This window comes from Cupriavidus sp. 01L43 (assembly GCF_056399925.1).
Genome location: NZ_JBFTSH010000021.1, coordinates 60,539 through 80,436, shown reverse-complemented (window position 1 = coordinate 80,436; position 19,898 = coordinate 60,539). Strand labels below are relative to the sequence as shown.

Sequence of the window (19,898 nt, the reverse complement as noted above, 5' to 3'; positions counted from 1 at the left end):
CGCCCGGCTGCCACCGCTGATCCAGACCATGTCCCACTCCATTCTTGCCGCCAGCCTGCTGGCGGCCGCGTGTGCTGTCACGCTCGTCGGCTGCAAGCCGGCCACCGAGACGGCGCCGCACGCTGCCACGCCAGCCAAGGCCGCCGTGCAGACCGTTTCCGCGCCGGCGCCATCGGCTCCGGCATCGCCCCTGTCTCCCGCCGCGCAGCTCGGCGCGAAGCTGTTTTTCGATCCCTCGCTGTCCGGCACGGGCAAGATGTCCTGCGCCACCTGCCACGACCCCAACCACGCCTACGCACCGGCCAATGACCTCTCGGTGCAGCTGGGCGGGGCCGACGGCAAGGCGCCGGGCACGCGCGCGGTGCCCACGCTGATGTACAAGGAGTACACCAACGCCTACTCGGATACCTTCGAGAACCCCGACATGGTCAGCCCGCCCGGTCCCGGCGGCGGCCTGACCTGGGACGGCCGCGCCAACACCATCGCCGAACAGGCTGCGATTCCGCTGCTGGCGTCCAACGAGATGGCCAATGCGAGCAAAGCCGCCGTGGTCGAGGCCGTACAGCACGGCGCCCACGCCGACGCCTTCCGCCAGACCTACGGCGCCACCGTGTTCGACGACACCGAGCGGGCCTTCACGCTGGTCGGCGCCGCGCTGCAGGCGTTCCAGGTGGAAGACCGCAGCTTCCACCCCTACAGCAGCAAGTTCGACCGCTACCGCAACAACAAGCTCGGCGGCGCGCTGACCGATGCGGAGGTCCGTGGCCTGCGCGTGTTCCTGGATCCCAACAAGGGCAACTGCATGGCCTGCCACCTGATCGGCGGTGGCAACGACGGCAGCCAGGACATGACGAGCGATTACTCGTTCGCCGCCATCGGCGTGCCGCGCAACATGGAGATCCCGGCCAACGCCGATCCGAAATATTTCGACCTCGGCCTGTGCGGCCCGCTGCGCACCGACCATCGCCCCGGCAAGGACAAGGGTGCGGCGGCCACCTGCGGCATGTTCAAGACGCCGGTGCTGCGCAACGTGGCCACGCGCCACGTGTTCATGCACAACGGGGTGTTCAAGTCGCTGGAGGAGGTGGTGCGCTTCTACAACACCCGGGACACCGCGCCGGAGAAGTGGTACCCGCGTGATGCCCGGGGCCGCGTGAACAAGTTCAACGACCTGCCGGCGTCGTACCGCGCCAACCTGGACGACCAGATGCCGCTGGACTTGCGCAAGCCGGGGAGCGCCACGCCGATGACTGACTCGGAGATGCAGGACCTGATCGTCTTCCTGAAGACGCTGACCGATGGCTTCGTGCCGCCGGCGGGCACCGCCGAGAGCGGTCCGCAGGCCCACACGGTGGCGGAAGCCGCGGCCGAGAATGCTGCCAGGAATGCCCAGCACAAGCCATGACCCATTCCATCGACACCAAGACCATGAAACCCATTCTTTTCGCCAGCCTCGCCGCGCTGGCCGTGCTCGCCGGCTGCAGCGCCCCGGACGCCCCCAACGAAGCCAACTTCCGCGCCGCGCTGGAGAAGCAGCTGGAAGCCCACGGCGACCTCTGCATCGGCCGCCATAGCTGGCCCGTGGATGTGCCGGACCTGCCCGTGGCGGGGACACTGCGCGACGGCATCCAGATGCCCGCGCTCGAACATGCCGGGCTGGTGGCGCACACCAGTGCCGAGATGACGCTGCGTCACCAGAATGGCGAGACGGAAACCGTGAAGGCGCTGCGCTATGACCTGACCGACAAGGGGCGCGGCTTCGTCAACGCCCATCCCGGGACAGCAGCGAAAGGCACGGACACCGCCGAGCCGGATCTCTGCTACGGGCACGTCCGCGTGAACAAGGTGACTGGCTGGGACACGCCCAAGACCAGCGGCGGCGACAAGGCGGCGCACGCCACCACCACCGTTCGCTACACCTACATGCTCGATCCGGCCCCGTGGGCCAGTGACGCGGCGGTGCAGGGCGCCTTCCCGGTGCTGGCCCGCGTGGTGCGGGGCAGCGGCACGATGGAGTTGACGCAGCAGTTGGTGGCCACCAGCGGCGGCTGGCAGCCGATGTAAGGAGGGGAAATCAGGCGTTGACGACGCGGCGCGCGAAGCGCTCCAGGTAGTCCATCAGCCGCTCCGCGCCGTCGGCGGCTTCGGCTTCGTTACCGCTGGCGATGGCCTGCGCCATGACCAGGTGGGCCTGGGCGCCTTCGGCAATCTCGCCCTCGTGCTGATAGGCGTACCAGAAGCGCCGGCATTGCACGATCAGCGGGATCACCGCCTTGACCGCCGAGCGGTTGCGGCAGGCCGCGTGGTTCACGTGGTCCAGCGCCTGGTCGGCGGCCATGTATTCGTCGAGGTTGCCACGCTGGGCGGCCTTGACCATCTTCTGGGCGCTGGCGATCAGCGCCTTGCGCTGGGTATCGGTGGCGCGGCGCGCGGCATTGGCGGCAATCAGCCGCTCCAGCACGCGGCGGGTGGCCAGCACGTCCAGATGGTCCATGACGTCGATGGTCGAGACGATCAGCCCGCGCCGGGGCTGCTGGAGCACCAGCCCCATCGACACCATGCGCACCAGCGCCTCCCGCACGGGCGTGCGGCCCAGCCCGGTGAGTTCGGCCAGCTCGGCCTCCACCACGGGGCTGCCGGGGGCGATCTCGAGCTTGGAGATCAGCGTCTCGATGCGGTCGTAGGCCACGTCGGCGGCGCGGCGCTTTTCACGGTTGTCAGTCTCGGCGCTCTGGTTTCTGGAAGGTGTCGGCATCTCGAACAGGTTGGCAGCGGGGGCGGCGGTCGACATTATGCCGTGACCGCCGCCGAGGGGCTCAGGGGGCCTTGGCGCGCTCAGAGCGTGGCGCCGATCTTGCGCAATTCGGGAATCGCCGGGGCCTTGGCCACCCACAGGGCGTCGAACTTCTGGATCGCCGGCGCCGGGTCGTAGTTGGCGACGCTCTTGAAGTGGACCGACGACTGCTTGAGCTTCTCGATCAGCCCCGCCTCGGTGGTGACGATGTCGTTGATCTGCGCGGTCAGCGACTGCGTGACCAGCGCGCGCACGATGTCCTTGTCCTTCGCGTCCAGCCCTTGCCAGATTCGGCCCGAGACCAGCGGCGCGAACGGCATGAACAGCGCGTTCATCGGCAACAGGGACTTGGAAATCTTGTCGTAGCGCTGGTTCCAGGACAGTTCGATGTCGGCCTCCAGCCCATCCACCTGGCCGTTGGTCATGGCGTCGAACACGGCCGGGGTGGGGATCGGCGTGGGCGCGGCGCCCAGCATCGAATAGAAGTCGCGGTAGACCGGCGTGGGGTTGATGCGCAGCTTCATGCCCTTGAGGTCGTCCGGCGAATTGATGTCGCGCGTGGCGAACACGACCCGCATGCCGGTGATGCCCCAGCCCAGGCCGATGGTGCCGGTTTCGCGCGGCAGGGCGTCCAGCAGCTTCAGGGCGGCCGGCGTGCGCACCAGCTTGGCCACGCTGCTGGTGGAGCGCACCAGATAGGGCGCGTTGATGGCGGCCACGCTGGAGACGCGCGACCCGAGTTCGGCCGCCTGGATCCAGCCCATGTCGAGCGCGCCGGACTGGAGCTGCTGCATCATCGCCGACTCATTGCCAAGCTGGCCCGAGTGGAACACGGTCACGGTCAGGCGGCCGTCGGTTTCCTTCTTGAGCGACTCGCCGAAGGCCACGGCGGCCCGGTTCCACGAGTGCCCGGCGGGCGTGATCAGCCCGAGGCGGAACTCCTTGGTCGTGGCGGCGCGCGTGGTCGAGGTGATGACCATGGGCGCGGCAACGGTGGCCAGCGCGGTGGTCTTGAGGAAACGGCGGCGGGTGATGAGGGTCATGGCGGCTCCTGTGCGGTTCGATGGGTAACGGCGAGGCGGATGGGACGGCTATGGATCGGGTTGGATCGGGTTGGATCGGTCGGCTAGTCCAGCAGGGCGATGGACAGGCTCGGGAACAGCGAGAGCAGCACCAGGGCCACGCAGCTGATCAGGAAGAAGGGCAGCGTGACCATGAACATCTTCCCCGGCTTGGCGCCGGTGACGGCGGAGGCCACGAAGAAGCTCAGCCCCACGGGCGGGGACATCAGCCCGAGCACGAGGTTGATGACGATGACCACCCCGAAGTGGCGCGGGTCGATGTGGTAGACCTCGGTGGCGATCGGCAGCAGGATCGGCACGGTCATGATCAGGCCCGGAATGCCGTCGATCACCGTGCCGATGATCAGCAGGATCACGTTGGCCAGCAGCAGGAATTCGACCGGGCTGTGGGCGATGGTCTGGATCCAGGCCGCCACCATCTGCGGGATCTTGCCGTAGATCAGCAGCCACGAGAACACGGCGGCGGCTGCCACCAGGAACAGCACGATGGCCGAATAGATGGCCGAGCGCAGCAGGATGGCCGGCATCGTGCGCAGGTCGAACTCCTTGGTCACGTAACGGCCGACCAGCGCCGCGGCCAGCGCGCCCACGGCGGCGGCCTCGGTCGGGTTAGCCACGCCGGCGAGGATGGAGCCGACGATCACCACCGGAATCAGCAGCGTCGGGCTGGCCTGGATCACGGTGGTGGCGCGCTCGCGCAGCGTCTTGCGCGCGCTGCGGGGGTAGTTGTAGAAGACCCCCATGATGGCGATGATGATGAAGAACAGCACCGTCAGCAGCAGCCCGGGCAGGATGCCGGCGATCAGCATGTCGCCCACGGCCACCTGGGCCAGCACGCTGTAGACCACGAACATCACCGAGGGCGGGATGATCGGCCCCAGCATGCCGCCGTAGACGGTCAGCCCCGCCGCGAAAGTCTTGTCGTAGCCCTGTTTCTCCATCTCGGGCACCATCACCTGCGACATGATCGCCACCTGGGCCGTGGCCGAGCCGATGATCGACGACACCAGCATATTGGCCAGGATGTTGACGTAGGCCAGGCCGCCCTTGATCGAGCCGACGAAGGCCATCGACAGGTCTACCAGCCGGCGCGTGATGCCGCCGCTGTTCATGATCTCGCCGATCAGGATGAACAGGGGGATGGCGATCAGGCCGTAGCTGTCCACGCCCGCGAACATCTGCGAGGGGAACGATTGCAGCAGCACGGTGGCGCCGGTGCTGAAGATGAACGCCAGTCCGGCCAGGCACAGGCAGATGCCGATCGGCACGCCGACCAGCATCACGCCGCAGAAGAAGAAGGTTGTCGGCATGTCAGTTCACCGTCTCGGAGTTGCCCACCTGGAACTCGGGGTAGGCGCGGCGCGGCGCCAGGTCGAGGTCTTCGAGCAGGTTGGCCAGCGCGTGCAGGCTCAGGGTGCAGGAGAACAGCGGCATGATCAGCTGGAGCACCCAGACCGGCCATTCGAGCGTCTGGGTGTGCTCGGTGTAGAGGAAGTTGAACGATTCGGCCGCGTACTCGCGGGCGTCGAAGCCGTAGCGGGCGATGCCGACCGGGTCCATCCAGACCCAGCACATCGCCAGCAGCGCCAGCCCGAACAGCAGCACGCCGCCCGTGGAGATGGCCTTGGCAGCGCGGGCGGCCTTCGGGGGCAGGTGCTCGGTGAGCAGCCCCACGGCGAAATCGAGCCGCAGGCGCGTCATGACCGACGCCCCGACGAAGGTCAGCCAGACCACTGCGTAGACCGATGCCTCGTCCACCCAGTACAGCGGCAGCCCCGCGTAGCGCGTGACCACGTTGAGCAGGATCAGCAGCACGAGCAGCGTCATCAGGCCGCCGAGCACGTAGCGCTCCACGGCGAGCACGGCGTCCGAGGCGCGCATCACCCAGCGCACCGGTCGCTTGACGGTGGCCGTGGCCGTGGCGGGCGCATCGGTGGCAGTGAGGGAGGGAAGGTCAGGCATGGCAGGCAGACTCCAGGACGAAGGGGGCGGTCGTGACGATCACGGACACGACGGCTGGTGCAAGTTGGATGCCGGCTGCGGCCCCGGGGGCCGCAGCAGGCATGCATCACGCAGTTGGCCTCATACCACCGACTGGTATTTCGCCGGCCGCGTCTCCAGCGCCTGGCGCACCACGCGTTCGACGAAGGCGCGCTCCTCGCCCACCAGCGGCAGGCGCGGGCGGCGCATGAACTCGGAGCCCACGCCGACCAGGGTGTCGATCAGCTTGAGGTTCTGCACCAGCTTGTTCGAGACATCGAGGTGGAGCATCGGGGTCATCCACTGATACAGCTTGAGCGCCTCGGCGAAATTGCCCGCTTTCATCAGGTCGAACAGCGCCACGGTTTCGCGCGGGAAGGCGCAGCCCACGCCGGCCAGCAGGCCGTCGCAACCCAGCGCCAGCCCTTCGTAGGCCAGGTCGTCCACGCCCATGAAGATCTGGTAGCGGTCGCCCAGCGTGTTGCGCAGGTCGGTCACGCGGCGGATATCGCCCGTGCTTTCCTTGATCGCCGCCACCCACTTGCAGTCGGCCAGCTCCACCATGTGCTCGGGCTTGAGGTCCACCCGGTAGGCGACCGGGTTGTTGTAGACCATCACCGGCTTCTGGGCGGCTTCCGCCATGACGCGCACGTTCTGCATCGCCTCGCGGGCATCGGCCACGTAGATCACCGAGGGCACCACCATGAAGCCGGACACGCCGAGCTTGTTCGCGCCGTCGATATAGCGCAGCGCGTCTCGCGTGCTGGTTTCGGAGACGTTGGCCAGCACCGGGATGCGGCCATCGGCGGCTTCCACGGCGATGCGTGCCACGTCGAGCTTCTCCTCCAGCGACAGCGTGCTGGCTTCGCCCAGCGAACCGCAGGTCACCAGGCCATGGATGCCATTGCGGATCTGGAATTCGATGTGACGGCTAGTGCCCTCGGCGTCGATCCGCTCGTCGGCGTGAAACTTGGTGGTGATGGCGGGGAAGATGCCGGTCCAGCGGGGATTGGTGGCGTTGCTCGAATTGGTCGAATTGGTCGAATTGGTCACAGGGGACTCCTCGGTTGGGTCGGGTTGGGCTCGCAAATATCTGCTTAATATATTTAGGATATCTTCCAGCATTGGTCTAGCAAGAGCAATGCCAGTGAATACCCTGATAGCCTGCGCGCCCGGAATCCGGCTTGGGGACTGGGCTTGGGGGAAATGGGGAGGGAAAGGCGGGCGGAAGGGGGGAGGAAGCCCGGGCCCCGGAGCGGGGCATGCCGTGCACCGCCGGCGGGTCCGGTGCACCGGCGCGGACGCGCCGCGTCCGCTAGATGGGCGGCTGTGTGGGCGCTTCAGCCCGCCAGTGCGAAGCCGTAGAGCGCGGCGGCATTGCGCCAGCGCAAGCCTTCCGACAAATCCGGCCGCTGTGCGAGCCAGGCCATCACCGCGCGGCATTCGTCGGCACGTGCGGGGGCCTCGTGGTTGGTCCACGGCCAGTCGCTGCCCCAGAGCAGGCGGTCCGGCCCGGCTATCTCGGCCCAATGCGCGGCCAGTGTCGGCCACTGGTCAGGGCCGGCCAGCCGGTAGGGCGCGCTGATCTTGATCCAGAGCGGGCGTCGCACGGCCACGGTGCGGGCCGTGTCGAAGACCGGGTCGTCCACGCCGAGCGGGCCGGGGCGGCCGAAGTGATCGAGCACGATGGGGGCCGGCGCATTGTCGAGCGCGGCATCGAGCGCGGCCAGCACCATCGCGCCGTCGCCATTGTTCGTGTGGACTTCCACGTGCCAGCCCAGCGCTGCCACGCGCTGGAACAGCGTGCGCCACGGCGCGGTGTCGATACGGCGCCAGTCGGCATCGCCATACAGGTTCAGGCGGATGCCCCGCACGCCGGCGGCGTCCAGCGTGGCGAGTTCGGCGTCGTCCACGGCCGGATCGACCACGGCCACGCCGCGCAGCCGCCCCGGCATGCGGCGCAGCGCAGCCAGCATCGCCGCGTTGTCGGTGCCAAGGAAGCTGGTCTGTACCACCACCCCGTAGGGGTCCACCGACGGGGCGCCCATCGACCCGCCCATCGACCCGACCATCGACAGCCAGTCCGCCAGCGACGCGGCGTAGGGCGGCTGGTAGCGTGCCGAAGCCACGGCCACGCCGGCATCGAAGACATGGAAGTGGCAGTCCACCAGCGTCTGGCTTGTCGTCATCGGCACGATTCTCCTCTGTGCGGGTTAGCCCCGATATGGCGGGCTGGCCCGGTCCGGGTACTCTAGTCCTCTATAGGAGTGGAATCTAACACGGACACCAGATGCCAGACAATGCCACGCGCCAACCGGCCGCCGCCTCGGCAGGCATGAGCCGCTACGGGCAGATTGCCGCGCTATTGCAGCAGAAGATCGTCACGGGCGAGTGGTCGCCGGGCACTGCCATTCCGGCCGAAAGTGCGCTGGCGGGCGAGTTTGGCATCGCGCTCGGCACGATCCGGCAGGCGATTGCCGTGCTGGTGCAGCAGGGGCTGCTGGAGCGGGTACAGGGCAAGGGTACTTTCGTGTGCACCGGGCTGACCGGGGGGAGCGGCGCCAGCATGATGCGCTTCTTCCGTTTCCGCTCGGAGGCCGATGCCGATGCGGCGCCCACGGCGGTGCCGCGCTCGGAGATCCTGTCCTGCCGCAGCGTGCGGCTGGACAGGGCCATGGCCGGCCGCTTCGGGCTGGAGGCCGGCGCGCGGGGTCTGGCCATCTCGCGCCGGCGCTGGGTGGCGGACACCCCGCGCCTGCTCGAATCGATCTGGCTGCCGTTGCCGCGCTGCGCGGCGCTGCAGGAGACGCCGATGGCCGAGTGGGGCGAGCTGCTCTATCCGCTGCTGAGCCAGCGCTGCGGCATCACCGTGCACCGGGCGATGGACGAGGTGACCTTCCGGCTGCTCGATGCCGAGGAAGCCGAGCTGCTCGAGCTGCCGCCCTCCCATCCCTGTGCGCTGGTCACGCGTCAGGCGTTCGATATCCAGGGCCAGTGCGTCGAATACCGGCTGACCCGGGGCGATGCCTATGCCTTCCGCTACACGGCCGAGATCCGCTGACCTCGCCCCAACATTGATTTGACGGAGACACCCCCATGCGTTCCCTGATCCCCCTCACGCTGGCCGGCCTGGTCTTGCAGCCGACCTTGCTGCACGCCGCCGACGCCGCCCAGCCGTGGCCGACGCGCCCGCTGACCATCGTCGTCACCTATCCGCCCGGCGGCGGTGCCGACCTGATGGCGCGGCTGATCGCGCCGGGGCTGGGACGGGAACTCGGCCAGACGGTGATCGTGGAAAACCGCCCCGGGGCGGGCGGGCAGATCGGCGCGTCGTACGTGGCCAAGGCCGCGCCCGATGGCTACACGCTGATGGTGGACGCGTCGTCCTACGCGGTGAACCCGAGCCTCTATCCGCGCCTGCCCTACGACCCCGCCAAGGCGTTCCGGGCGGTGGGCGTGCTGGCGCGCTATCCCAATGTGCTGGTGGCCAATCCCGCCTTCCCGGCGACGAACGTCAAGGACGTGCTGGCGCTGGCGAAGCAGAAGCCGGGCACGGTGGCGTTCGCGTCGTCGGGCAATGGCTCGGCGCAGCACCTGTCCGGCGTGCTGTTCGAGCAGCGCGCCAGCGTGGACCTGCTCCACGTGCCATACAAGGGCGGCGGTCCGGCGATGACCGATGTCATCGCAGGGCAGGTGCCGCTGTTCTTCGCCAACGTGGCTTCCAGCCTCCAACACATCAAGGCAGGCAAGCTGCGCCCGCTGGCGGTGACCAGCCATACGCGCACCTCGGCGCTGCCCAACGTGCCGACCATGCAGGAAGCCGGCGTGGCGGGCTACGAGGTCTATGAATGGAATGCCGCCTTCCTGCCCGCCAACACGCCGGAAGCCGTGGTGGCCCGGCTGTCGGACGCGCTCCAGAAGGTCATGGGCAGTCCGGAGATCCGCCAGCGCGTGGCCGAGCTGGGCGGCGAGGTGGTAGGCGCCCCGCCGGCCGAGGCGGCGCGTTATATCGACACCCAGACGCGGCTCTGGGCCAAGGTCATCAAGGACGGTAACGTCAAGCCGGAATAAGCGCCGGCGCGACGTCGTAGCACACTAAAAACGAAGGAGACCCCCATGTCCACAGATTCCCCCTTTGACGCCGATCGCCGGCACCTGCTCGGGTTGATGGCTGCGCTGGGCGCCGGCGCCCTGGCGCCCACGCTGGCGCGCGCGCAGGCAACCTGGCCGTCCAAACCCATCCGGCTGGTGGTGCCGTTCGCGCCGGGCGGCAGTTCCGAGATCGTGGCGCGCTCCACGGCGGCGGAGCTGACCAAGCTGCTCGGCGTATCGGTATTCGTCGAAAACAAGCCGGGCGGGGCGGGCAATATCGCCATGGGCGAGGTAGCGCGGGCCGACGACAACCACACGCTGATCCTCGGCCATATCGGCACGCTGGCGGTCAATCCGTACATCTTCCCCAAGCTGCCGTACGACCCGAACAAGGACTTCCGGCCGATTTCGCTGCTGTCGAAGGTGCCCAGCCTGTACGTGGTGCACCCGGACCTGCCGGCGAAGAACCTCAAGGAGTTCGTGGCCCTGGCCAAGAGCAAGCCGGGCAAGCTGAACTACGGCTCGGCGGGCAATGGCAGCGCCGGCCACCTGGCTTTCGAGTACCTGAAGGCGACCACCGGCACCTTTATCACCCACGTGCCGTATCGCGGCAGCGGCCCGCAGATCACCGACCTGCTGTCCGGGCGGCTCGATGCGGCGGCGGTGGGCGCGCCGGCCATCATCCAGTTCATCAAGACGGGCAAGGTGCGCTGCATCGCCACGGGCACGGCGCAGCGCATTCCGCAGCTCCCCGATGTGCCGACGGTGGCGGAGCAGGGCTATCCGGGCTTCGAGATGACGCAGTGGTACGGGCTGCTGGCGCCGGCCTCGCTGCCGCAGCCGGCGGTGGCCAAGCTGGCGGAGGCCACGATCAAGGCGGTGAAGAGTCCCACCTCGGTGGAGCGGCTGGGCGCGGACGCCGCCCTGGTGGTGGGCAGCACGCCCGAGGAATTCGCCCGCTTTATCGCGGCGGAGCAGCAACGCTGGAAGCCGATCGTGGCGCGCGCGGGCATCAAGCCGGACTAGGCGTTGCCGCCGTCCTACCTATACTTCAAGGCACCGGCCCCAGGCCGGTGTCAGGAGGCGATATGGGACGCAAGTACATCGATTGCCGCGACTATCCGAGCGAGAAAAACTGCACTGTGGCGCTGAGCGCCGACAATGAAGACGAACTGCTCGAGGCTGCGGTCCAGCATGCGGTGGCGGTGCATCAGCATCAGGATTCCCCTGAACTGCGCACGCAGCTGAAGTCCTTGTTCAAGGAGGGTGCCCCGCCGGCCTGAGCGCCGGCGTTGTCAAGCGAGAGGCGGGACCGGCCAGCGGCTGATCCCGCACTTCCGGCGCGCGGCTAGCGGTCCTGATACGGGTCGTACCATGCCCTGCGCAGGTGCACGTCCCCATCGTGACGATGGATGTGCAACTCGGCGTGCTCGCGCCGGGCCATGTCCCAGCCGGCGGCGATGGCCGCTTCCATGGTCGTGAAGCGCTGGGGCTTGATATCGAGACCACCGAACTGCAGTGCCCAGCCATACTCGGCGGGCAGAACGCGAATGATGCGCGATTGCATGTCGTTCTCTCTCCGTATTCCCCGCCATTTTCTTCCGTCAGATTTACCGCTAGGCTAGATCCGTACCAAGGTACGGAGTCAAGCGCAATGCATCACACCATGACAATCGGGAAGCTGGCCCAGGCCGCAGGCGTTGGCGTGGAGACGGTGCGTTACTACCACCGCTGCGGGCTGCTGCCGATGCCGGAGCGCGCGTTCGGCGCCGTCCGCCAGTATCCGGAGGCGAGCCTGCAGCGGCTGCAGTTCATTCGCCAGGCGCAGTCGTTCGGCTTCACGCTGGACGAAGTGCGAGTCCTGCTGCGGCAGGGCCATGGCGACACGTGCGGCACGGCCCGGGTGCTGGCCGAGCAGAAACTCGGGCTGGTGGAAGATCGATTGAAGGATCTGCTACGCCTGCGCGACGAACTGAAGACCCTCATTGCGCAATGCCACGCCAATGGCAGCGGGACGTCCTGCCCCTTGATCGATAGCTTGTCCAACGTCAGACGGCAATCGCCGCCACCCGGGCCCTGAGCCGGGGCGCGGCGAAGTCCAGGAAGGCGCGCAGCTTCAGCGGAAGGAGGCCCTGCCCGGTGTGGACCAGGCTGATGGGCCACGGCGGCGGCTCGAACGCTTCGAGCACGATCTGCAACGCGCCCGCGCGCAGGGCGCCCGCCATCTGGTAGGACACCACGCGCGTAATGCCCACACCGGCCACCGCCGCATCGACAGCCGCCTCGGCCGTGCTCACGGCCAGCCGCGAACGCACCGGCACCGCAATCTCCGCCTTGCCCGCCTTCGCCCCCTTCGCCACCTTGCCCGCCGTGAAATGCCAGACCTGCCGCGAAGTCATCTGCTCGAACGTGATGCAGGCGTGCTCGGCGAGATCCTGGGGGCGAGCGGGCGTGCCGTGCGCGGCGAAGTAGGCCGGGCTGGCGCACACCACCCGGCGGACGGTGCCGATCGGCATCGCAATGAAATTGCTGTCCGGCAGGTCGGCAATGCGCAGGGCGATATCGACATGCTCGTCCAGCAGGGCCACCACGCGTCGGTCAGCACCATGCGGACGTCGATGTCCGGATAGGTTTTCAGGAAATCCGCCACCACGGGCAGCAGGTGCAGGCGGCCGAAGACGATGGGCGCCGTGATGACGAGTTCGCCCTTGGGCGCGGCATATTCGCCGGAGGCGGCGCGCTCCGCCTCGCCTACCTCCTCGAGGATGCGCCGGCAGGCGGCCACGTAGGCGTGGCCGGTCTCGGTCAGCGAGAGCTGCCGGGTGGAGCGATGCAGGAGCCGGGTGTTCAGGTGCGCCTCCAGCTCGCCCACCTTCCGGCTCACGGTGGCAAGCGGCATCCGGAGCTGGCGCGCGGCGGCGGAAAAGCTGCCGGCCTCCACCACGGCCACCAGGATCGACATGGATTCGAAACGATCCGCCATATTCTCGATTTTTGGGAGAGTGATTCCCGATCGTGCCAGATTATATTTCTGGGTGGAAGGGCCTAGTATCGGGCGAACCCCTCAATCTGGAGTCCCTGCCGTGTCCACGCTTTCGAACCCTCACCCCCAAACCCTGCGCAAATCCGCCTCCGTCAGGCACCTGCCCGTCAACCTGTTCGCGTCGGTGATGGGGATCGCCGGGCTGTCGCTGGCATGGCGGCAGGCCAGCCAGGCGTTTGGGGCCAGCCCGTGGATTGCCGATGTGGCCGGCTGGCTGGCGCTGGCTGTGTTCGTCGTGCTGGGCACGGGCTATCTGGTCAAGGCGGCGAAGTACCCGGCGGCGGTGGCCAGCGAGTACCGGCATCCAGTCGCGGGGAATTTCTTCGGCACGATCACCATCGCCATCCTGCTGCTGTCCACGGTGGTCGCCCCGCTGAGCCAGCCGCTGGCCGAGGGGATGTGGACCGTGGGCACCGTGGCGACGCTCGCCATCTGCTTCGCCATCTCCAGCCGCCTGCTGCGCGGCAAGATCGACGCGGCGCACGCCGTGCCGGCCTGGTTCATCCCCGGCGTGGCCACGCTCGATATCGCCGTGGCCGGCGCCACCATGCCGATGCCGTGGGCCCATGAGGTGAACCTGTTCGCCATGGCCGTGGGGACGATGATCGCGCTGCTGTTCTTCACGATGATCATGGCGCGCATGATCCACCACGAGCCGGTGCCGGCCGGCATGGTGCCGTCGCTGCTGATCCTGATGGCGCCGTTCGAGGTCGGCTTCCTGGCCTATACGAACATGACGCAGCGCGTGGATACCTTCGCCGCCCTGCTGTTCTACTTCGGCCTGTTCATCTTCCTGGCGCTGGCGCCCAAGGTGTTCCGCCGCGGCCTGCCGTTCGCCTCTGGCTGGTGGGCCATCAGCTTCCCGCTGGCGGCGCTGGCCATCGCCGCGCTGAAGTACGCGATGTTCGTCCAGGCCTGGCCGGTGACGGCGATTGCCATCGTCCTGCTGGCCCTGCTGAGCATCGCCATCGTGGTGCTGTTCGTCCGGACCCTGCACATCCTGTTCAACGGCGATTTGCTGGGCGGTTGATATAGATGCAAGCCCGGGGCCTGCCGAGGCCGCTGGCACCTAGACTGGTTCCGTTGCAGCTTATCTTTGCGCACTGCGCGAAAGGCCGGGGTTCAAGCATTGGAGGACCCATCATGCACACCGTCGTCAGAACGTATTCAGGAAGCGGCGCCAGCGAGCTATTCGACCTGCTGGCACAACACAAGGATGAGATCGAACCGTTGATGCGGGAGGTTCAGGGGCTGGTCAGCTACACGCTGGTGCGCGGAGACGCCGGCGGCTTTTCGGTGACCACCTGCACCGACAAGGCGGGCACGGACGAAAGCGTCAAGGTCGCCAAGACCTGGATCGCGGAGCACGCTACCGGAATCTCCGTGGGCGCACCGACGATTACCGAAGGCACAGTGATCGTGCAGTCGAAGTGATGGATAGGGCAAGGCGCGGCGGTTCCTCGAAGGTAGAATCGCCGCCATGACTGGCCCCGATGACACCACCGAGTTCTGGCGCGACCCCGCCATGCCCTGCGCCGAGAGCCGCCGGGCGTGCCGGAGCCGTGCCGCCTATCGGCCGCACAGCCATCCGACCTGGTCGATTGGCGCCGTGGATGGCGGCGCCAGCGTTTTCACGGGGGCCGGCCCCGCGCCGGTGGCGCTGCACCCCGGGACGCTGGTGATCGTGCCGCCGGGCCACGTCCACGCCTGCAACCCGGCGCCGGACAGCGCCTGGAGCTACCAGATGCTCCATCTTGACCCCGGCTGGGTCGCGGCGATCTGTGCGGAGGAGGGGGCGGATGCCCTTGGCGCGGTCGTCCGGGTGACGCAGCGGCCGGCGCACTATCAGGCGTTCTGTCGGCTCAACGCGCTGCTCTTTTCCGACGCCAGCGTGCCCGAAAAGGAAGCCGCGCTGATTCTTTTTGTCGGCGATGCCCTGCGCCTGACCGGGCAAACCATCGACACGGACCCGCCCGGTGCGGCCGTCTGGCGCCAGCGGCTGGCCGCGGTCTTCGCCGCGCTCGCCAGCGCGCCTGTGGAGGGCCGCCAGCTCGCGGAACTGGCGGCGCTGGCCGGCCTGAGCCGCTACCAGCTGATCCGCGCCTTCCGCCGGGCCACCGGCATGACGCCGCACGCGTGGCAGGTCAACCAGCGCGTCAACTTGGCTCGCGACCGCCTGCGTGCCGGCGAAGCGATTGCCGAGGTGGCTTACGGGCTCGGTTTTGCGGATCAGAGCCACTTCCAGCGCGTGTTCAAGGCGCACGCGGCCGTGACACCGGCGCGGTATCGGGCCTGATCGGGCCTGATCCCCCCAATCCTGCAATTTCCTTCAAGACGCGGCCCGCGCGGGGCGGCAGACTCCGGCGGTTTCCTCAGTGAGTCTGCGTCATGCACCTATTCCTCATCGTCGCCACGGCCCACTTTCTGGCGCTGCTATCGCCCGGCCCCGACTTCTTCCTGATTGCCCGTACCTCGCTGGCCGCCGGGTGGCGACGCGCCGCCGGGGCGTGCCTCGGCATCGCGCTGGCCAATGGCGTGTTCATCGCCGGGGCTTTCGCTGGGGTGTCCGCCATGCAACCAGACAGCGCGCTGTTCAGCCTGACGCAACTGGCCGGCGGCCTGTACCTGCTCTACCTCGGCTGGCAGTTCGTGCGGTTCGCCGGGACCACGCCCCTGGGAGAGGCAAAGGCGGGCGGCGGGGCGGCGACCGGCTTCGCGCAGGCGGTGGCTAGCGGCTTCCTGTCCGGCATCCTCAACCCCAAGAACGCCTTGTTCTACGCCAGCCTGGCCGCCATGCTCAGCGGGCCGCACGCCAGCGTGCCGTGGAAAGTGGCGTATGGCGTGTGGATGTTCGGCGCGGTGCTGGCGTGGGACCTGCTGGTCGCGGTGTCCATCGGCCACCCGCGCGTGCTGCGGCGCTTCGCCCGGGTGCTGCCCAAGCTGGAGCGCGCGGCGGGCGGCATGCTGATGGTGTTCGGGGCGGGAGTGCTCGTGGCGGTGGGCCGGCCGGCAATCGGCGCGGTTCAACGGTTTTAACTCGCTTTGCCAAAAGTTTCACTTGCCCGTCAGATTTGACATTCCATACTGGTTCGACCACGTCTGACTGTGACACGGGAGACTCTATGGGCCGGCCGGCACGTTGTGTGAGGACGCGGATCGCACTGGGCGCCGCAGCATTGTTCCCCTCGGCCCTGCAAGCGCAGACGTCCATGTGCAGTACGAGTATCAGCGGAACGTTCTCGACCGGGGTGTTCTGCCAGCCGGCTGCGGGCACGCCATCCAATATCGGCACCTTGACGGGCACCACGTTCAATACGACGACCGGGGCCAGTATCCGGGCGACCACGTCCGCAGCCAACGCCACGGCGACCGTGGCGGGCACGACCATTACCAACCAGCCGGCCGCCGCCGCAAACGGGGTGACGGCCCAGGTCACCGGCACGGTAACGGCCGGCAATGCCGCCGCAAACATCGATGGCGGCACCACGTCGATCACCATGCAGGGCGCTGGCCTGGACGGGATTGGCGTGATCAACCTGAGCCCGGGTAGCTCGACGATTACGGTAACGTCCGGCACGACGCTCAACGTGACGAACCGGGTTCCCGGCAACGAGCACGATGGGCTCGACATCACTGCCAACGGCGGCGGCAGCGCCACCATCCTGCATCAGGGCAGCGGGACCATTTCGACGGTCGGTGGCCATGGCATGAACCTGAAGACCACGGCGACCAGTGCGGGCGCGGTCTCGGCGACGGTCGGCAGCGGCGTGACCTTCCTTATCGACAACACCACGGCAATCGAGGATCCGTCGGACCCGGGTCTCGAGGCTGGCCCCGCCAATCATGCCGGCATACGCGCCTACAGCCCCGGCAGCGGCACCATCACCATCGACAGCAACGCCACGGTCCGCGCCACCGCGACCAATGCGTTCGGCATCATGACCGATGCCGGTACCGGCACCACCCGCATCCGCAACGGCGGCGCCATCACCACCGACGGGCTGAACGGCTTCGGCATCCGATCCAGCACGCAGGGCGGCGACGTCGCGGTGGTCAACGAGGGCGCCATTTTGGCCACGGGGCAGGCGGGCCATGGCATCTATGTCACGTCGGGACTGAACACGTCCGGCTCGCTGTCGGTCGACAACCGGGCGCCGATCACGGTTGGCGCCACGGGGAATACCGAGGGCTCACGCGGCATCTATATGATCGCCCGGGCTGGCGGGACGGCCACCGTCACGGGCACTGGTGACATTACTGTGTACGGCAACCCGGCGACAGTGCGCGCCTTCGGCATTACCGTGGGCGCGGAAGCTGGCGCCGTCACCGTCGACTATTCGGGCAACATCACCACCTACGGCGATGGCTCGGCTGCCATTCGCGCGCATTCCGTCAGCGGCAATACGCAGGTGACCTACACCGGTGCCCGCCTCGAAACCTTCAACGGCAATGCCAACGGGATCTACGCCACCACGGGTGCGGCGACCAACACGGTCGGCATCACGGCGCAGGGCACGATCATCACGCACTCGGACAATGGCGGTGGAGAAGGATCCGGCGGCGGCTCGTTCGGTCTGCAAGGCACCAGTCTGGGCGGCGACGTCGACATCAATTTCGTGAGCGGCAGCATCGACGTGAATGGCAGCGGCGCGGCCATCGTGGCGGGCAGCGGCTACAACGGCGGTACGGGGCTGGGGAAAGTCACCGTGCAGAATGCCGGCACGCTGACGGCGCGCGGCAACGCCCAGCGTGGGATCGCCACGCTCTCGGGAGCGGGCGCGCAGACCATCATCAATCGCGGCGCGATCCAGACGCTCGGCGCGATCGACGCGCAGGGCATCCTGGCGCGGGGCAGCGGCGCGGCGGCGATGTCCGTCGTCAATGAAGGGGCGATCTCGACCGTCGGGAACAATGCGTCGGGCCTGGAGATCACCTCGGTGGGCGGCGCGGTCGATGTGCAGAACCTCCAGCCGGTTCGGGCGGGATGGGGCACGAGCGCGGGCATCGCCACGGCCGGGCTGACACAGGCCGTGCGGAATGCGTCCTCCATCGAGGCCCTGAGCGATCAGGCCGTGCGCGCCGACAGCAACGGCTCGGCGGGATCGTTCCGGCTCGACAACGCTGGCACCATGACGGGCGTGGTCTCGGCGGCGACGTCGGACGTCACGCTCAACAACAGCGGCACGTGGAACCTGCGCAGCTTCGCGGATAGCACGGGAAGCGGTTCGCGGGATAGCTGGAACGTCGCCATCGCCAACCTCGGCACGGGCTTGAACAACACGGTCGACAACACCGGCACGCTGGCGCTGGCCGCGCAGCCGGTGAGCGGGGCGGGCGGCACGCGGCAACCGGCGGACGCCATCGTCACCTTCAACCCCGCCGGCGCCTACCTGCCGCTGGGTCAGACCGCCAACACGCCGGTGGCTGGCGGCGCGGTGCAGGGCCAAATCCTCGGCGTGCGGACGTTCACCAACAGCGGCACCATTGATCTGACCGGAGGCGGTGCGGCGGTCGGCAACGTCCTGGTGATCGGGGGCGGCCAGACGGCAGGGCAGTACGGCGGGGGCCTCTATGTCTCCAATGGCGGGACGCTGAAGCTCAATGCCGTGCTCAATGAGGGAGGGCCCGCCTCCCGTGCCGACATGCTCGTGGCGGATGCCACGGCGACCGGGGCCGGCGGTGCCACGCGGCTCCGTGTGAACAATGTCGGGGGGCAGGGCGCGCTCACGGTCGCCAACGGGATACCGCTCGTGGAAATCCTGAGCCCCGTGGCCACCGACAGCGCTCCCGGTGCCTTCGCGCTGGAAGGCCGCGCCGTGGCGGGCGCCTACGAATACCGGCTGTTCCAGGGCGCGCCGGATGGCAGCGCGGGTAACGTCTGGTATCTGCGGTCCGAGCAGGACCCGAATCCAAGCCCAACTCCGACGCCGGGCGGGGCGCTCTATCGGCCCGAGGTGGCGGCCTACCTCGCCAATCAGCGCCTGGCTGGCCAGATGTTCGTCCATAGCCTCCATGACCGGCTGGGCGAGCCCCAGTACGTGGAAGGGCAGGATTTCGACCACGAGAACGACAAGCCGCGGTCGGGCTGGCTGCGCGCGGTGGGCAAGTGGGAGGGCAGCCGCAGCAGCAATGGTGTGTTCAAGACCAGCACGGACGCCTTTCTGTTGCAAGGGGGCGCCGAAATGGCCAAGTGGAAGGTCTTCGGCGAAGCCGCCCGCGCCCACCTTGGCCTGATGGGCAGCTACGGCAACGCCTGGACGGACGCGCAAGCGCAAGGCAACGCCTTCCGCGCCAAGGGCAAGGTGGAAGGCTGGAGCGTGGGCGCCTACGGCACCTGGTACCAGAACGATGAGCACAAGCTCGGCGCCTACGTCGACACCTGGTTCCAGTACGGCTGGTTCACCAATCGCGTGGAAGGCGACCTGCTGCCGGTGGTCCGCTACCATGCGCAGGGTTTCGCCGTATCGGCGGAGGGCGGGTATGCCATGCCGCTGCGCAACGATTGGGTGATCGAGCCGCAAGGGCAGCTGATCTACGTCGGCTACAGCGAGGACGACATCACGGAGCCGAATGGCACGCGCGTGAGCGGGGCGGACTCGCACGGCTGGATCACGCGGCTCGGGACGCGGCTGCATCGCACCTACGTCCGCGATGACGCGCGCAAATGGCAACCGTACCTGACCCTCAACTGGTGGCATACCAGCGTCGGCAGCAACGTCTCGTTCAATCAGCTTCCCGTGGGCAGCATGTACCCGGATAATCGGTACGAAGTGAAAATCGGCGTCAATGTGGATTTGCGCAAGCGCTGGACTGGCTGGACCAATGTGTCCGGCGCGTGGGGCGCGCAGAGCTTCTATCAGTATGTGGTGCGCGCCGGGGTGAAGTACACGTGGTAGCTGTCGTCAGG

General features: G+C 67.9%; 19 protein-coding genes and 1 pseudogene. 12 read left to right on the top strand and 8 right to left on the bottom strand.

The genetic code is table 11. The annotated features are described in order from the left end of the window. Positions 1–28: 28 nt before the first annotated feature. Positions 29–1,405, top strand: coding sequence for a cytochrome-c peroxidase (locus AC1DP9_RS25590; protein WP_477108853.1), 1,377 nt, complete (start codon positions 29–31; stop codon positions 1,403–1,405). Continuing rightward, positions 1,402–2,064, top strand: coding sequence for a hypothetical protein (locus AC1DP9_RS25585; protein WP_477108852.1), 663 nt, complete (start codon positions 1,402–1,404; stop codon positions 2,062–2,064). The genes AC1DP9_RS25590 and AC1DP9_RS25585 overlap by 4 nt, the downstream gene beginning before the upstream one ends. A 10-nt stretch (positions 2,065–2,074) precedes the next feature. On the opposite strand, the gene AC1DP9_RS25580 is transcribed toward AC1DP9_RS25585, so the two are convergent. From AC1DP9_RS25580 to AC1DP9_RS25555, 6 genes are all read right to left on the bottom strand, one after another. Next, positions 2,075–2,755, bottom strand: a complete 681-nt coding sequence (locus AC1DP9_RS25580; RefSeq protein WP_441593325.1) for a GntR family transcriptional regulator — start codon at positions 2,753–2,755, stop codon at positions 2,075–2,077. A gap of 80 nt (positions 2,756–2,835) precedes the next feature. Further along, complete coding sequence (locus tag AC1DP9_RS25575) at positions 2,836–3,837, bottom strand: TRAP transporter substrate-binding protein (protein WP_092296418.1); 1,002 nt, start codon at positions 3,835–3,837, stop codon at positions 2,836–2,838. A gap of 83 nt (positions 3,838–3,920) precedes the next feature. Further along, positions 3,921–5,186: a TRAP transporter large permease gene (locus AC1DP9_RS25570; RefSeq protein ID WP_477108851.1), complete on the bottom strand. Its 1,266-nt coding sequence runs from the start codon at positions 5,184–5,186 to the stop codon at positions 3,921–3,923. A 1-nt stretch (position 5,187) separates the two neighbouring features. Continuing rightward, positions 5,188–5,838, bottom strand: a complete 651-nt coding sequence (locus AC1DP9_RS25565; protein WP_477108850.1) for a TRAP transporter small permease — start codon at positions 5,836–5,838, stop codon at positions 5,188–5,190. A gap of 120 nt (positions 5,839–5,958) precedes the next feature. Further along, entirely contained in the window at positions 5,959–6,909 is a 951-nt protein-coding gene (locus AC1DP9_RS25560) for a dihydrodipicolinate synthase family protein (RefSeq protein ID WP_477108849.1), read from the bottom strand. A 287-nt stretch (positions 6,910–7,196) separates the two neighbouring features. Further along, positions 7,197–8,045, bottom strand: a complete 849-nt coding sequence (locus AC1DP9_RS25555) for an amidohydrolase family protein (RefSeq protein ID WP_477108848.1) — start codon at positions 8,043–8,045, stop codon at positions 7,197–7,199. A 101-nt stretch (positions 8,046–8,146) separates the two neighbouring features. Here AC1DP9_RS25555 and AC1DP9_RS25550 point away from each other — a divergent pair, with 101 nt between their 5' ends. The 4 genes from AC1DP9_RS25550 (at position 8,147) to AC1DP9_RS25535 (ending at position 11,231) form a co-directional block, all read left to right on the top strand. After that, positions 8,147–8,917 (top strand): GntR family transcriptional regulator, encoded by a 771-nt coding sequence (locus AC1DP9_RS25550; RefSeq protein WP_477108847.1) that lies wholly within the window; start codon positions 8,147–8,149, stop codon positions 8,915–8,917. A 35-nt stretch (positions 8,918–8,952) separates the two neighbouring features. Beyond that, on the top strand, positions 8,953–9,927 hold the full coding sequence (locus AC1DP9_RS25545; protein ID WP_477108846.1) for a tripartite tricarboxylate transporter substrate binding protein: 975 nt from the start codon (positions 8,953–8,955) through the stop codon (positions 9,925–9,927). Between the two features lie 45 nt (positions 9,928–9,972). Beyond that, positions 9,973–10,974, top strand: coding sequence for a Bug family tripartite tricarboxylate transporter substrate binding protein (locus AC1DP9_RS25540; protein ID WP_477108845.1), 1,002 nt, complete (start codon positions 9,973–9,975; stop codon positions 10,972–10,974). 62 nt (positions 10,975–11,036) lie between these two features. Continuing rightward, positions 11,037–11,231, top strand: coding sequence for a DUF1059 domain-containing protein (locus AC1DP9_RS25535; RefSeq protein ID WP_092296395.1), 195 nt, complete (start codon positions 11,037–11,039; stop codon positions 11,229–11,231). Between the two features lie 65 nt (positions 11,232–11,296). Here the strand turns inward: AC1DP9_RS25535 and AC1DP9_RS25530 are convergent, their stop codons facing one another. Beyond that, a complete protein-coding gene (locus AC1DP9_RS25530) occupies positions 11,297–11,515 on the bottom strand; it encodes a DUF2188 domain-containing protein (RefSeq protein WP_092296392.1) in 219 nt (72 codons plus the stop codon). Positions 11,516–11,614: 99 nt separating this feature from the next. Here AC1DP9_RS25530 and AC1DP9_RS25525 point away from each other — a divergent pair, with 99 nt between their 5' ends. Beyond that, positions 11,615–12,028 (top strand): MerR family transcriptional regulator, encoded by a 414-nt coding sequence (locus AC1DP9_RS25525; protein WP_441593145.1) that lies wholly within the window; start codon positions 11,615–11,617, stop codon positions 12,026–12,028. On the opposite strand, the pseudogene AC1DP9_RS25520 reads toward AC1DP9_RS25525, so the two are convergent. Beyond that, positions 11,997–12,931: pseudogene (locus tag AC1DP9_RS25520) on the bottom strand (LysR family transcriptional regulator). The gene AC1DP9_RS25525 and the pseudogene AC1DP9_RS25520 overlap by 32 nt on opposite strands. A 100-nt stretch (positions 12,932–13,031) precedes the next feature. On the opposite strand from AC1DP9_RS25520, the gene AC1DP9_RS25515 reads away from it, so the two are divergent. The 5 genes from AC1DP9_RS25515 (at position 13,032) to AC1DP9_RS25495 (ending at position 19,887) form a co-directional block, all read left to right on the top strand. Then, the gene (locus tag AC1DP9_RS25515; RefSeq protein WP_454757836.1) at positions 13,032–14,021 is read left to right on the top strand and encodes an SLAC1 anion channel family protein; all 990 of its coding nucleotides are present in this window, start codon (positions 13,032–13,034) and stop codon (positions 14,019–14,021) included. Positions 14,022–14,134: 113 nt separating this feature from the next. After that, entirely contained in the window at positions 14,135–14,425 is a 291-nt protein-coding gene (locus AC1DP9_RS25510; RefSeq protein WP_477108844.1) for a hypothetical protein, read from the top strand. 46 nt (positions 14,426–14,471) lie between these two features. Further along, positions 14,472–15,287: an AraC family transcriptional regulator gene (locus AC1DP9_RS25505; RefSeq protein ID WP_477108843.1), complete on the top strand. Its 816-nt coding sequence runs from the start codon at positions 14,472–14,474 to the stop codon at positions 15,285–15,287. 92 nt (positions 15,288–15,379) lie between these two features. Continuing rightward, positions 15,380–16,027 (top strand): LysE family translocator, encoded by a 648-nt coding sequence (locus AC1DP9_RS25500; protein WP_477108842.1) that lies wholly within the window; start codon positions 15,380–15,382, stop codon positions 16,025–16,027. 173 nt (positions 16,028–16,200) lie between these two features. Next, on the top strand, positions 16,201–19,887 hold the full coding sequence (locus tag AC1DP9_RS25495; RefSeq protein ID WP_477108841.1) for an autotransporter outer membrane beta-barrel domain-containing protein: 3,687 nt from the start codon (positions 16,201–16,203) through the stop codon (positions 19,885–19,887). Positions 19,888–19,898: the final 11 nt, after the last annotated feature.